A 14,378-nucleotide genomic window follows, 5' to 3' on the forward strand; every position below is an offset into this window, starting at 1 on the left:
GAGAAGCCGCAGCTACCGCTGTTGTTGAAGAATATGACTTATGTGGATTTTCGACAGCAAGAGTTAGATCCATTTGGGTCTTTGCTCTGGGGAATTACAGGAACCAGAGTACGTCAACAAAACTCAACGCTGCCCCAAAATTCTCTTATTGGGAGAGCCTCAATCCCAGAGCAAACAAACACTTCTACGGTTAAGACGTTTAGTTTTGAAGTGATAACCCTCAACAAAAAGGGAAAGATTGTTCAGCAGCAAACTCAATCGGCTCAGTTCTTTGCAGAGGATTTGGGTAATGGTGTGATGCTGGATATGGTGGCGATTCCAGGAGGGACTTTTGTGATGGGTTCGCCGGATAGCGAAGCGGAACGGGGTGATGATGAAAGTCCCCAGCATTCTGTGACCATTGCCCCCTTTTACATGGGCAAGTTTGCCGTCACCCAAGCCCAATATCAAGCCATTATGGGCATTAATCCTTCTCACTTCAGGGGAGAGAAGCGTCCGGCTGAAAATGTTTCTTGGAAAAAAGCGATCGCCTTCTGTCAACAACTCTCCCAAAAAACAGGAAACCTCTACCGCCTACCCAGCGAAGCCGAATGGGAGTACGCTTGCCGTGCCGGAACCACTACGCCTTTTCATTTTGGTGAGACGATTACCACCGATTTGGCAAACTATGACGGCAATCATACCTATGGTCAGGGCCTTAGAGGAACTTGTCGAGAAGAAACGATTTCTGTCGGTAGCTTTCCTGCAAATGCCTTTGGCTTACATGATATGCATGGCAATGTTTGGGAATGGTGTGAAGATCGCTGGCATAAAAACTACAAAAAAGGTGCGCCGATGGATGGAAGTGCCTGGTTGAGCAAGAAAGAGGATACAAACCGAGTGCTGCGGGGCGGCTCTTGGCTCGACGGTAGTTGGAATTGTCGCTCCGCCTCTCGCTACTGTGGTGATGCGGGAACTCGCCCCTTTAACGGAGGTTTTCGCATTGTCTGTTCTGTACCCAGGATTTAGTATCCCTTTGCACTTGTGCCCTTGTTCCCTTGGCTCTTGTTTCTTTGCCCTCCTAGTTTTGCCTCTGGCGGATCGATTTTTTGCACCAAACTGTAGGTCGATTTCCGTTAGGATTACTAGAAGTGATGAGGCACAACAGATGTTGACAGAGTACATTCAAGCTGCGATGGCAAAAGCAGAATACGAAATTTTAGAAGATGGAACTCACTATGGTCACATTCCTCCCTGCAAAGGCGCACTATCCAACGCCGAAACCCGCGAAGAATGTGAAAGTCTTCTGCGAGAAGTGTTAGAAGAGTGGATTATCTTAGGATTCCGCTTAGAGCATGAAATTCCTGTAATTGATGGCATTGACCTGAACTTCAGCATGGAACCGGAAGAGGTGGCGTAATGCCAACATTTGGCTCCATTAGCCGGAGAGACCTGATCAAAAATCTCAAACGTTTAGGGTTCGTCGGTCCTTATTCCAGTAAACGACATCAATACATGGTGCGCGAGGAAAATAAGGTTTATATTCCCAATCCTCACCAGGGAGATATCAGTAAAGGGTTGCTGCTGAAGGTATTGAGCGAGGCAGGGGTGAGCCGTGAAGAATGGGAAGACCTGTAGTCTTCATGAAGCCATAAACTAATCTACAACCTGAGAATCTTCAATCTGTTGCGTCATCCCGCCATCAGTCTGGCAATTTTGTGTGATGGCAATGCCCAATGGCGACCCAACCGCTACGAATTTGACTATCCCGGCACCCGCCTATCGTTCGAGTTCGACAGCATCAAACTGCTCGATTATCGCCAGCGCTGGGACGAGCTAGAACAAAGCCAAAATCCATTTGCAGTAGTTGTAATGGCACATCTCAAAGCCCAAGAAACCCAGAAAGACCCTCAAAGTCGCAAAGACTCGAAGTTTCAATTGATCCGACGACTCTACGAACGAGGCTACAGCCATCGGGACGTAGTGAACCTGTTCAAGTTCATCGACTGGGTTATGATATTGCCAGAAGAATTGGCGTGATCGTTTTGGGCTGAATTGCAGGCTTACGAAGAGGAACGCCGAATGCCATACATCACCAGTGTCGAAGAAATTGGGTTTGAGCGCGGTCACCAAGCGGGTCGCCAAGAGGGAGAACGGTCGTTGGTCGTGCGGCTACTGACCCGACGAGTCGGCGCGTTACCCAAAGACCTACAGTCCCAGGTTGAGGCCCCAGGTTGAGGCGTTGCCCCTCGCTCAGTTGGAAGAACTCGGAGAAGCTTTGCTGGACTTTACTGGTTTAGCGGACTTAGTAGATTGGTTAGGGCAAGTCAGTTGAAACCAGGACTGAACCAAAATCTTGCATCCGCATCCTCAATCTGAGGTAGGATTGGAAGACTCAATTTTCCCGATCGCTCTCAGCTATGGAACCTTTCGACGACGCACTAGAAAAATCTGCCATTAGCGAAATCGATACTGCCCTGAAGCGATTGAATAAGGGCTGGACGATCGCCAAGCGTTCACTCAAAGAATGGGATTTCAAAACCTCAGCCCAATCTCTAGAAGGCTTGACTGATGAGCTAGACAAGTTGAGCGATCGCTGGCAAGAACAGGAAACAATTCTGCGCGATGCAATTGAAGTTGACCAAAAATTTGTCCAATCTAATGATTACGCGGCTGCCATTGAAGAGGTCTTAAAAACAGTAGGAATTCCGGTGCGGGGTGAATTTCCAAACTATGAATTTCCACCCTTCAAACTAACTTTTAATCGGGAACAAGGCTATGTGCGACTGAGCGTGGGGAGGCGATCGCAACAGACCAAAGCTTTCGCCCCTGAACAGTTGGGCACTTGGGTGGCAGGGCAATACCGCAAAGTGATTGAGAGTAAGTTTGACGCAACCCGTTTTTGCAAAGAACTATTAAGCGCTTACGAACTGCTGAACACCCTGACGCTGAAGCAAGACAGCGTCGCTTGGGGACATTCTATTTTGCTAAAAGACATTTATCGTCTGCTGACCTTAAAGCAAGCCGCTAAGCAAGACTATCCCGAAGCGCTGTTTGTCTTTGATCTGGCACGGCTAAAAGAACAATCCCAAATTCAGTATGATCAATATCAGTTTGACTTGGAGCCTTCCCGAAACCCAGCAAGTAGCTTTGTGTTGGTGAATAGCCAGGGGCAAGAGAGTCGGGTCAGTACGTTGGCGATTCATTTGATGGACTAGATAATGATGGACTAGATAACTGATGGATTAGATTAACCCTGATGCGAATTGATGAGTTAGATATTGAAGCCCTGCTTTCAGGCGAACCACCGCCCCATCCCGACCTGCTGATGGAAATGACCCTGGGGCGCGATCGCTGGCTGAATCGGCTGCGAGATCATTACCTGGCGAACTATATTGCCGATGGCGGCAGCAAAGTAAAAGTGTTGGTGGGTGGTGCAGGGACAGGCAAAACCCATCTGTTGCAATGCGCCTTGCAAGATGCCCAAGCCTTGGGCTACCAAACGGTTTACCTGACAGCATTGGAATATCGCCTCAATGACTTGCCAGGGTTATATCGGGCGATCGTCAAACAGCTAGACACCGAAAAACTGGTCAGCGGACTCTGCCACCAAGTGGCAAAAAAGCTGGGCTACGGGCAATACGACGATGACGATGCCATGCTGTCGCTATTGATTGAAGACCAGGGCTTGACCCGCGATTTGGCAGTGCATGAAATCAAACGAACGATTGGTTTAACACTGCGGGATGCTGATTTTGGCGCGTCTTTTCGGGCGTTTGCCTACAGTGTCATTAGCAATCGGTTAATTATAGGTAATGAGGAAAGCGTTCGGGTGGCGCTTAAGTGGCTGGCAGGAGAGAAACTAGAGCGCCATCAGAAGCAATCAACTTTGTTATTTGAACGGCTGCAAAAAACGAATGCTCGCTACTGGCTTAACTCTTTGATTCGCTTGTTGCACATGGCAGGGATGACCGGGCTTGTGGTGGCGATCGATGATTTGGAAGTCATGACTGAGCGTAGTGCCGAAACTCGCCGCTATCGCTACACCGCTAACGCGATCAAAGACACCTGCGAACTGTTCCGGCAAATTATTGATGATGGCGAACTACTGGATCATTTTTTGTTGCTTCTGGCAGGACGACGGGAAATGATTGAAGACGATCGCCGGGGCTTTAAGAGCTACGAGGCGCTATGGATGCGCTTACAAAGTGGGCTACTGGCGATCGACCAATTCAATCCCCTTGCCGATATTGTCGATACTGATATTCATTTGGTAACGCAGGGACACAGCTTTGCCGATCAGGTGCAGACTCGCCTGGGGCAACTGTTTCAGGAAGCTGGGTTGCCGCTTCATCCCGATCGCCCTGTGCCCGAATTGTATGAGCATAGTCAGCTTCGCGCCAAAGTGATTGCCACCACGCTGATGGCATTGGAGGAAGGCTGATGGAACGGTACGACGCAAACCGTAGGAAGGCGATCGCCATTATAGAATCCCTGCGGGCAGGGATTCCTACTCGCATGTCTACCCGCGAACTACCTGATTTACGGGCATCTCTCACCGATGTAATTCGCCAAGACCTGACCCAATTTGTCCAAGGCAAACGACCCAAGGGCAGACTTGCCTGGGGCCCCTATGGTCAGGGTAAAACCCATGCCCTGACCACCGTAGAGCATGTTGCTCTGGATATGGGCTTTGCCGTCAGCCGTGTCTCTCTGAGCCGGGAAGTCTCTTGCCATCACTTAATGAATTTCTATGGACGAGTTGCTTCGGTAATTCGGACACCTGACTCTAAGTTGACCGGGCTAACCAAGGGGCTGAATTCTAAAAAAGCGGGCGACTTGCTCAATAGCCCTATTCCCCAGCCCGATCGCTACAGCCATCCGCTGCCTAGCATTGTGTTGGAAGACTACTTTTTGACCACGGGCGAAGAGCAAGACCTGCTAATGGGCGACTTAATGGGAACTCGCTTAACTAGTCCAGAACTTAAGCGCATTCATCGCAATTGTCGGGGCGAAACCTTTCCCAAGTTTGATACCAACTTTCGTAATACCCAGCACGGCAGCGCCTACTTTGGCGTGATGGCAGATGCGATCGCCCTCTGTGGCTACAAAGGCTGGGTGCTGCTGCTCGATGAAGTCGAGTTAGTGGGGCGATTGGGCAAAGTTGGTCGGCTGCAAGCCTATCGCAACCTTAACTGGTTGTTGAATTGGTCAACCCGATCCATTCAGGGCGACGGCGACCAAGAGCAATTCTGCCAAAATCCCTACCCTATCTACACCTTTGGCGTAGTGGCATCCAGCCTCCGCAATGACGTATGGTACAGCGGCACCACTACTCTCAGCGCCAAAAACGATCGCACCCAAATTCCCCAACTCGCCGCCGAAAAGTTTGGTGCCGAAGCCGCCTTGACGATGCAAGAGTTCTTTGAAACTGCTGTGAGTCCTTACTGCCCCACCATTCGCCCTCTAGAAACAGCAAACCTGGTGAAGTTACTAGATCAACTGGTGAAACTGCACGGCACTGCCTATGGATGGAACGCTCAAATGAATGCATCAAAGCTGGTGAAAACTGTGGGTAGTCAACCCATCCGTACTCACATTCGTGCCACCCTAGAAGCACTGGATATTGCCTACCTGTATAACGAAACGATTGAGCTAGGAGTAACGGATTTGGTCGAAGCTTCGGTACAGGAAGAGGAAGGTTTTTTTGCGATCGAAGATGCCGCAGATGTTTAAGGAAATTGTTTAAGGAGATGGGGTGAAATCCTGTTTAAGACTCCACCCGATCGCCCTTACCCTTGGGTTGTCAATACTTCCGAAGGCAAGCGCTTAAACGCTAATCGTTCGTTTTCGACATCTACAAAAATCGTGTCGCCATTGACAAACTCGCTCCGCAGAATTGCTTTAGCGATCTGGGTTTCTAGCTCACGTTGAATAGCACGCTTGAGCGGACGAGCACCATACACGGGGTCATACCCGACTTCTGCTAGGAAATCAAGAGCAGAATCTGAAAGACGAAGTGACATTTTGCGATCGCTCAACCGTTCTGCTAACCGTTCTACTTGCAGTTTGATAATACGTCGCAGTTCCGATTTTTGTAAGCTGTGGAAGATGATCACCTCATCAATCCGATTCAGAAACTCCGGACGGAAGTTTTCACGCATGGCAAGCATGACGCGCGATCGCATTTCTTCGTGCTGAGTATCATCCCCCGCTAGATCCAAAATGTATTGCGAACCGATGTTACTCGTCATGATAATAATCGAGTTCTTAAAGTCTACGGTGCGACCTTGCGAATCGGTAACACGACCATCATCTAAAATCTGCAACATGACGTTAAATACATCAGAATGCGCCTTCTCAATTTCGTCGAACAAAATGACGGAATAGGGACGACGACGGATAGCCTCGGTAAGCTGTCCACCCTCCTCATAGCCCACGTAGCCTGGAGGTGCGCCAATCAGTCGAGACACGGTATGTTTTTCCATGTACTCTGACATATCGATTCGCACCATGGCTTCCTCGGTATCGAATAAATAAGCGGCAAGAGCTTTTGCCAATTCCGTTTTACCAACTCCGGTAGGCCCTAAGAAAATGAAACTGGCGATCGGGCGGTTCGGATCAGAAAGTCCGGCGCGCGATCGCTGAATTGCATCAGCTACAGCAGTCACGGCTTCATCTTGTCCGACTACCCGCTGATGAAGTTCATCTTCGAGTTGCAGCAACTTATCCATTTCTGAAGCCACGAGCTTACTAATGGGAATGCCTGTCCATTTAGAAATAATTTCGGCAATGTCGGATTCCGAGACTTCTTCCCGCAGTAAAGATTTACCATTGGTTTGGGTTTGGGTCATCTTCACTTCTGCCTCTTGCAGCTTGCGCTGGAGGTCGGTAGATTTGCCGTACTTCAACTCGGCGGCTTTATTCAAGTCATAGTCACGTTCTGCCTGCTGAATTTCTAAGTTGACGCGATCGATCTCTTCTTTGATCGCCTGTACCTGATTAATGATGTCCTTCTCGGCGTGCCATTGAGTGCTGAGCGTCCGTTGCTCTTCTTTGAGATCTGCCAGTTCTTTCTCAATCCGCTCTAGGCGATCTTTAGAGGCTAAATCGCTTTCTTTTTTCAATGAAAGCCGCTCCATTTCAAGCTGTAAAATTTTGCGATCGACCTCATCCAAAGCGTCGGGTTTGGATGTGATTTCCATCTTCATTTTTGCCGCGGCTTCGTCTACCAAATCGATCGCTTTGTCGGGTAAAAATCGATCGCTAATATAACGATTCGACAAGGTAGCTGCTGCCACTAACGAACTATCAGAAATTCTCACCGCATGGTGCAATTCATAGCGCTCTTTCAATCCGCGCAGAATTGAAATCGTATCCTCAACGCTGGGTTGATCAACATATACCTGCTGGAAGCGGCGCTCTAAAGCTGCGTCTTTTTCGATGTATTTGCGGTATTCATCTAACGTGGTCGCCCCAATGCAGCGCAATTCGCCTCGCGCCAGCATCGGCTTCAATAGGTTCCCAGCATCCATTGCGCCCTGGGTTGCACCCGCTCCAACAACGGTGTGAATTTCGTCAATGAACAGAATAATATTGCCTTGAGAATCAGTGACTTCTTTGAGAACCGCTTTGAGTCGATCTTCAAATTCGCCTCGGTACTTGGCTCCGGCAATCAGTGCGCCCATATCTAACGAAATTAGCTTACGGTCTTTTAGTGATTCGGGAACGTCGCCACTGAGGATACGCTGTGCTAATCCTTCCGCGATCGCCGTTTTACCCACACCGGGTTCACCAATTAAAACGGGATTGTTTTTAGTCCGACGCGACAAAATTTGAATGGTTCGCCGAATTTCGTCATCTCGCCCAATCACAGGATCGAGTTTGCCTTGACGGGCATATTCTGTCAAATCTCGACCATATTTGGTTAAAGATTCGTATTTTCCTTCTGGATTTTGATCGGTCACTTTCTGCGTCCCTCTAATTTGGTCAACCGCTATTTTCAGCTTGCGTTCGTCTAGTTTGAATTCTTGAAATAATCCTCGCCCAAATCGTTCATCTTTGGGATAAGCCAAAAGTAGATGTTCGATAGAAATATAATCGTCGCCAAATTCTAGCCGAATTTTCTCAGCGCGATCGGTTAAGACATCCAGCGATCGCCCCAAGTACACGGCTCCACCCGCGCCCGATACCTTCGGTTGTTTACGGATGTATTCTTCGGTATAGTGGCGTACCTGCTGCGAATTAACGCCCAACTTATTAAAAATATTGGCGGCAAGCCCATCTTGCTCCAACAGCGCCAACATCAAATGTTCAGACTCTAGTTGCTGATGCTGCGACTGTTTGGCAATTTCAGGAGTCCGGGCGATCGCTTCCCAGGCTTTTTCAGTAAATTTATTAGGATCAGTAGGTTGCATAGATTAGGAAGTTTAAGGTTACGAGTGGGAACCTCAGAGAACTCAGCTCCCTTTTATTTCCTTAATTGTATGAACTAGGAGAGCGATCGCTAAGGTAGGAATACCGCCCTTAAAGCAGTCGGTGTTGCCGTCTATCGCTTAAGATTTCTAAACACGCTAAGAAATTCTATGAACAGAAAAAATGTGTCTTCGGGTTCTCCCTTCGAGAAGCCTATTGGTTTTTCAAGAGCAGTTTGTATTGGTAATATCATTGCGGTTGCCGGAACCGCACCCGTAGCTGCTGACGGTTCTACGGCGTTTCCAGGAGACGTGTATGAGCAAACAAAACGCTGTCTTGAAATTATTCAAACGGCGATCGAGGCAGCAGATGGTCGGATTGAAGATGTCATTCGCACCCGCATCATGATGACTGATATTTCGTGCTGGGAAGAAGCGGCAAAAGCGCACGGTGAGGTGTTTGGAGAGATTCGTCCGGCTTGCACCTTTGTGGAAGTATCGAGGTTTATTAAAGAAGACTGGCTAGTAGAACTTGAGGCGGACTGTGTGACTCAGCTATGAACGGGGATTCAGCCTTTACGTTGAGCAAAGGCTGGATGGTTTTTTCAAAGAAATTAGTCTTCACAGAATTTTCTCTAGACCGTAAACCAGAGATTTGAGGGTAATGACTTTGCGAATAGACAGCAATACTCCTGGCATAAAGCTGGCGCGATCGGTCGTATCATGCCGCAGTGTATAAATTTCTCCAGGCGCACCAAAAATCACTTCCTCATGGGCAATGAGTCCGGGCAAGCGAACACTATGAATCCGAATACCTGATTCGGTTTGGGAGCCTCTTGCTCCTGGTATCTTTTCGGTTTCTTTGACTTGAGGCGGATTGAAGGGCTTGCCGAATTCTTCTAAAAGCTGAGCAGTTTGAATGGCAGTACCGCTGGGAGCATCGGCTTTTTGGTTGTGGTGTAGTTCAATAATTTCCACATAATCGAAGTATTGAGAGGCGCGGACAGCCGCCTGTTGAAGCAATACCATACCGATAGAGAAATTAGGAACAATAAGGCAACCCGTGCTGGCTTTATCGGCAAAGTCTGCTAAATCTTGAATTTGGTCGGGGCTGAGTCCGGTGGTGCCCACAACGGGGCGCACTCCATAGGCGATCGCTGCCCGCACATTGTTGTACACCGAGTCAGGATGGGTAAAGTCCACCATCACAGCAAGCTGCTTCTCCTGGGTTGCCATCACCAAAGTGGCTTGCAGGTCTGCCAGAATGGGGATCTCTAGTTCGCCACAGCCCGCCACTATGCCCACGTCCAGCCCTTGCAGTTCGGGGCTGCGATCGACTGCTCCAACCAGGGTTAAATCTTCGGCAGCGACGATCGCTTTAACCACCTCGCGCCCCATTTTGCCCCCTGCACCATTGACCACGACTGGGATTGGACTTGACATAATTGAGAACCCTTCTAAGCAACTAATGGATATTGTAAGTTAGCTCCGTAAGTTAGCTCTGCATCCCTCTCTGTGTCACAATGTGAAACAGTCGTCAACCGTCAGTATTCAGGTATATTGTGAGTCCTACTGCCACCAAACTCTCCCCCCGTCGCGTGTTTCCCTTCACTGCCATTGTCGGTCAAGAGGAAATGAAACTAGCGCTGTTACTAAACGTTATTGACCCCAAAATCGGCGGTGTCATGATTATGGGCGATCGCGGCACTGGCAAATCCACCACTATTCGGGCATTAGCAGACGTGCTACCCGAAATTGACGTTGTCGCAGGCGACCCCTTCAACAGTCATCCCAACGATGCAGGGCTGATGAGCGACTTTGTTAAAGAACAGATCGAAGCCGGACAAACGCCCCAAGTGGCACAGAAAAAAGTGCCGATGATTGATCTGCCTTTAGGTGCAACCGAGGATCGGGTTTGCGGCACTATTGATATTGAAAAAGCCCTATCTGAAGGCGTAAAAGCCTTTGAACCTGGACTTTTGGCACAGGCGAATCGGGGCATTCTCTACGTCGATGAAGTCAACTTGCTAGATGATCACCTGGTCGATGTCCTGCTCGATTCAGCAGCTTCGGGCTGGAATACAGTGGAGCGGGAAGGCATTTCGATTCGTCACCCGGCGCGGTTTGTGTTAGTCGGCTCAGGCAACCCCGAAGAAGGTGAACTGCGCCCTCAACTGCTCGATCGCTTTGGGCTACACGCCGAGATCCGCACCGTTAAAGATCCAACTCTGCGAGTCGAAATTGTCGAGCAGCGATCGGACTTTGACCAAGATCCAGAAACGTTTTTAGAGAAGCACCGCCCCCAGCAAGAAGCGCTTCAACAAACTCTGATCAATGCGCAGACTTTACTAAAGTCGGTCAACATCGATCGCGATTTGAAGATTAAAATATCTCAAGCTTGCTCCGAGTTAGATGTGGATGGGCTACGGGGTGACATTGTGACTAATCGCACAGCCAAAGCGCTGGCAGCACTAGAAGGACGCACAGAAGTGACCGTTAACGATGTTCAGCGTGTCATGGTCATGGCGTTGCGTCACCGTCTCCGGAAAGATCCCCTAGAGTCAATTGATTCTGGGTATAAAGTTGGAAAAGTCTTCAATCAGGTGTTTGGGGTTGTTGAGTCGGCAGATCAAAATGGAGCGGGGCAGCCTGTGGCAATTCGTTAGTAGAGTCAATTATGGTACATCTCCAACTCAATCAAATACGGATCGCACCAGGACAACGTGTGCAGTTGGAAAGAGTTAGCTGGTCGGAGTTTGAAGCAATTTCGGCAGAGTTGGGAGAAGGGCGATCGACCCAAATCGCTTATTATGACGGCACTCTAGAAATTATGGCTCCTCTGCCCGAACATGAAACCGCTAAAGTTTTTTTAGGCGATTTTGTCAAAGCTCTGCTTAACGAACTAGAAATAGAGTGGCTCTCGTTAGGTTCTACCACCTTAAAACAGCAGTTGATGGCGGCTGGAATTGAACCAGATGATTGTTTTTACATTCAAACTTGTCAACAGATGGTGGGAAAAACTCGGTTGGATTTAGCGATCGATCCGCCGCCTGATCTGGCGATCGAAATTGATTTGACCTCTAAAACCCAAATTAGTGCCTACGAAGCTCTAAAAGTGCCAGAGGTCTGGTGCTATGACAACGGCATCCTAAAGTTTTTTGTGTTGCAGAATGGGCGCTATATAGAATCTCAAGTTAGTCCAAACTTTCCAAATTTACCGTTATTAGAATACCTTCCCAAATTTATTCAGCGCGGTCAAACTGAGGTGATGAGTGCTGTGCAGCGATCGTTTCGGCAATGGGTTCGGGAACGTCTGATCCGTTGCTGAGGCAGTTTTCTCTACGATATTTTCTCCAAAATTTTAGCCACCGCGATCGCCCCTAGCAATACTCTGTTTCTCACTCAGATGACATTGGTATCCAGTAAATGGCTATCACTCATTAAGAGCAACCTGTTCGCAGCCCTGCGCGATCGTCTCTTGCATCAGTTGCAGATCATCTAGTGGAATTGCACCTGCGGGCCGTAATAGCTGTTGACCAGAAACTCCTTGATCTTAGAATCTATCAAAGTCCGTGCAAACTCTAAAACTTGCCATTACAAAGATTGCGGCATAGCTCTTAGTTGCTCAACTACTTAGTCAATGACGGACATACTCATTTTTCTCTCCTAATTGATCACCGTAACATTTGCTAAGAAGGTAACAAGTTTTTTAATCTCGATTGCATTTTACAAAGTAACTGAGATAATTAATACGTTACGCTGTTGTCACCCATCTCATGAGATGCACGCCTATAGCACTTGATGGATGCTTTCGACGAGTATCTCAATAAAGTCAACTGCATCACCAACAAGCACATCATCAATGCTCCATCGGCTTCCGATATTAAAAGTTGGATCTATGTCAGCTTCATGAGCAATTTTATTTCTCCGATCAACGATCGAATTTAGTTGCTGCTTAATATCTTTTGCAGGCTTAGTCATCTGGATAGCTACCGCATTCCACAATATTTTATCTGAGATGTATCTGATTGCCTCAGCAATTTTATCTGCCTGCTGAAAGCTCTGATATCCCAGACGCTCTCGGATCTCACCCTCTAACCAGGATATATTATTTAGCCTATTCGCGATACTGTTCGATATTGTAGGGATCAAAGCTGAAACCGTGTGGGATTGCTGGAGAAACGCGTAACCTTGAGCTTGTTGAATTTCACTTTCAAGCCAAGAATGAATATCAATTACTGTTAGCCGATCTTGACGTGCACCGCCTAATGACACTTGAAAGCGTGCGAACGCTGATTGAGTTGCGTTTGCTGAAGGTATTGGTTCAGCACGTTGTCCTCGGTGGATTTCTAGCATTCCCAAAGTCACAACTTCATGTATATAATAATCCAATGCACTTACAGCGAGAACCAGCGCGGCTCTCAACATATCTGACACGTCAAGTGCGCCAGTGGCTTGAGCTTTAACAGAATTATGAAGTGCAATTAGGTCTCGGACTCGACCGATGCTAATGTGGAATTGGTCAAGCGCTGACTGCATACGCAGAAATTTCAAAACTTAATGCAATAATTTTGTCTGCCAAATCAGAAAAAGTTTGTCTAAACTCTTTCTGCTTCTGCTGGTTGTTCTCTAAGACAATTCCTCTTTGACCCAACTGTTGAGAGGTTAGCTCATAAACTGGAGTTCGATGTTCTTGGGATAGAGCAATCAAACTATTGAAGTTTGAGATTTTTGCAAGAGAAAAGCTGCTTTGAATTCCCTGATCTCTATAAATCTGACTGGGTAACATCATATGGTTCTGACTCAGAATTGGAACCAGTCTGTCAGAGACAGCCTGCTCAATCTTTTTGATCCAGGTTTGAAACGCAGCAGTCTCTTTACCTCGGATAATACGATAGTTTTGAACAATCGTTCCTAAGAAACGTAGATTAACGTCAGGAAAGGGATAATTAGCCTCTCTCAGAATTTGGAGTGAACTTGCTGACTTAGCCCATGCGTACCATCTTGGCAGCACTTTAGCCAAGGAATCGATCGCCATTACAGAGAAAAAGTCAGCAGTAGTCGGCACTAAGAAGAAGTTACTGATCATCAGTATATTCTGGTTAATTGAACCTAAGCTAGGACTCATGTCAATCAAAACATAGTCTGCATTAAACTTAGCTGCCGTTTTTTCAAGCAAATCATTAATAGAACCTGGCAAATTCTTAAGAGCTTGGATTGAACCGCTTAACTCTTGAGCAATACCCAATGTAACTTCGTACTCAGCGAAGCCAACATGACCAGGCAGTAGGAATAAACCGTCCCGACCTTGTATTGGAATACAATCGACAGCTTCGATTGCTCTTGGCTGGGCCTCAAAGGCGGGAGCCAACCCTGTCTTTATGTTTGAAGTTGTGTTATAGATTTCTTGAATTCTTGCCTCGTCATCCTCAGTTTCTTCTCCCAAAGCCATGCCTGTGAGGTTGCATTGCGGGTCGCTGTCCACAAGAATGACTCTTTTTCCTTTCGATGCAAGCATCCAGCCCAGATTGAATGTAGTTGTAGTTTTGCTGACTCCGCCCTTGTGGTTAAATAAGGCAATTTTTTGAACCATTGCACTAAGCCTTCTTATTAAATGGTGCGATCGCTGATTGCTCGGAACTTGAAAGGCAAGGTAATCTCAACCTTGTAGCCTCGAGTATAGCTTGAAGCTTTCAAACTGAGGCATTACGCCTAAATGAGCTTAGTCTTTAATTGTCAACCTAGAACTACATCGACAGTTTCAACAGAATCAGGCTAACTTCTTTTTAGAAAATTTCCTACCTATTATTCTTACTAAATCAGGCGAGCAACTAGATAACTGTAGATATACTTTTCGGATAGCCTAAGAGGATGTTTGAAAAGTCAGCTAGTCGGTAAAAAAGCTCTCTCAGTGTAAGCTGCGAATAGAAAGCACGCAGCACCGAGAAAGCAATATGAGTAAAGCATATCCCAGCAATCTGACTA

Annotated in this window: 14 protein-coding genes and 1 pseudogene; 11 read left to right on the forward strand and 4 right to left on the reverse strand. The window is 47.5% G+C overall.

What is annotated here, in order from left to right:
- Window positions 1–33 precede the first annotated feature (33 nt).
- From KME11_22370 to KME11_22405, 8 genes and pseudogenes are all read left to right on the forward strand, one after another.
- Window positions 34–1,008, forward strand: a complete 975-nt coding sequence (locus tag KME11_22370; protein MBW4517956.1) for a formylglycine-generating enzyme family protein — start codon at window positions 34–36, stop codon at window positions 1,006–1,008.
- Between the two features lie 139 nt (window positions 1,009–1,147).
- Window positions 1,148–1,399: a type II toxin-antitoxin system HicB family antitoxin gene (locus KME11_22375; GenBank protein ID MBW4517957.1), complete on the forward strand. Its 252-nt coding sequence runs from the start codon at window positions 1,148–1,150 to the stop codon at window positions 1,397–1,399.
- Window positions 1,399–1,617 (forward strand): type II toxin-antitoxin system HicA family toxin, encoded by a 219-nt coding sequence (locus KME11_22380; GenBank protein MBW4517958.1) that lies wholly within the window; start codon window positions 1,399–1,401, stop codon window positions 1,615–1,617. The genes KME11_22375 and KME11_22380 overlap by 1 nt, the downstream gene beginning before the upstream one ends.
- 48 nt (window positions 1,618–1,665) lie before the next feature.
- Entirely contained in the window at window positions 1,666–2,019 is a 354-nt protein-coding gene (locus KME11_22385; protein MBW4517959.1) for a hypothetical protein, read from the forward strand.
- 42 nt (window positions 2,020–2,061) lie between these two features.
- Window positions 2,062–2,314: pseudogene (locus KME11_22390) on the forward strand (DUF4351 domain-containing protein).
- 85 nt (window positions 2,315–2,399) lie between these two features.
- Window positions 2,400–3,197, forward strand: coding sequence for a hypothetical protein (locus KME11_22395; protein ID MBW4517960.1), 798 nt, complete (start codon window positions 2,400–2,402; stop codon window positions 3,195–3,197).
- Window positions 3,198–3,238: 41 nt separating this feature from the next.
- Complete coding sequence (locus KME11_22400; protein MBW4517961.1) at window positions 3,239–4,423, forward strand: ATP-binding protein; 1,185 nt, start codon at window positions 3,239–3,241, stop codon at window positions 4,421–4,423.
- A complete protein-coding gene (locus KME11_22405; protein MBW4517962.1) occupies window positions 4,423–5,715 on the forward strand; it encodes an ATP-binding protein in 1,293 nt (430 codons plus the stop codon). Before KME11_22400 ends, KME11_22405 begins: the two co-directional genes overlap by 1 nt.
- A 56-nt stretch (window positions 5,716–5,771) precedes the next feature.
- Here KME11_22405 and clpB read toward each other — a convergent pair whose 3' ends face one another.
- The gene (clpB, locus tag KME11_22410; protein MBW4517963.1) at window positions 5,772–8,396 is read right to left on the reverse strand and encodes an ATP-dependent chaperone ClpB; all 2,625 of its coding nucleotides are present in this window, start codon (window positions 8,394–8,396) and stop codon (window positions 5,772–5,774) included.
- A gap of 168 nt (window positions 8,397–8,564) precedes the next feature.
- On the opposite strand from clpB, the gene KME11_22415 reads away from it, so the two are divergent.
- On the forward strand, window positions 8,565–8,954 hold the full coding sequence (locus tag KME11_22415) for a RidA family protein (GenBank protein ID MBW4517964.1): 390 nt from the start codon (window positions 8,565–8,567) through the stop codon (window positions 8,952–8,954).
- 60 nt (window positions 8,955–9,014) lie between these two features.
- Here the strand turns inward: KME11_22415 and dapB are convergent, their stop codons facing one another.
- Window positions 9,015–9,836 carry a 4-hydroxy-tetrahydrodipicolinate reductase gene (gene dapB, locus KME11_22420; GenBank protein ID MBW4517965.1) on the reverse strand — a complete coding sequence of 274 codons (822 nt, stop codon included), beginning with the start codon at window positions 9,834–9,836 and terminating at the stop codon, window positions 9,015–9,017.
- Window positions 9,837–9,955: 119 nt separating this feature from the next.
- Here dapB and bchI point away from each other — a divergent pair, with 119 nt between their 5' ends.
- The gene (gene bchI / locus KME11_22425) at window positions 9,956–11,059 is read left to right on the forward strand and encodes a magnesium chelatase ATPase subunit I (GenBank protein MBW4517966.1); all 1,104 of its coding nucleotides are present in this window, start codon (window positions 9,956–9,958) and stop codon (window positions 11,057–11,059) included.
- Between the two features lie 11 nt (window positions 11,060–11,070).
- A complete protein-coding gene (locus KME11_22430) occupies window positions 11,071–11,721 on the forward strand; it encodes a Uma2 family endonuclease (GenBank protein ID MBW4517967.1) in 651 nt (216 codons plus the stop codon).
- A gap of 461 nt (window positions 11,722–12,182) precedes the next feature.
- On the opposite strand, the gene KME11_22435 is transcribed toward KME11_22430, so the two are convergent.
- Together KME11_22435 and KME11_22440 are read right to left on the reverse strand one after the other, a co-directional pair.
- A complete protein-coding gene (locus KME11_22435) occupies window positions 12,183–12,932 on the reverse strand; it encodes a hypothetical protein (GenBank protein MBW4517968.1) in 750 nt (249 codons plus the stop codon).
- On the reverse strand, window positions 12,916–13,986 hold the full coding sequence (locus KME11_22440) for an AAA family ATPase (protein ID MBW4517969.1): 1,071 nt from the start codon (window positions 13,984–13,986) through the stop codon (window positions 12,916–12,918). The genes KME11_22435 and KME11_22440 overlap by 17 nt, the downstream gene beginning before the upstream one ends.
- Between the last annotated feature and the right edge of the window lie 392 nt (window positions 13,987–14,378).

Source organism: Timaviella obliquedivisa GSE-PSE-MK23-08B, from assembly GCA_019358855.1.
GTDB classification, from domain to species: Bacteria; Cyanobacteriota; Cyanobacteriia; order Elainellales; family Elainellaceae; genus Timaviella; species Timaviella obliquedivisa.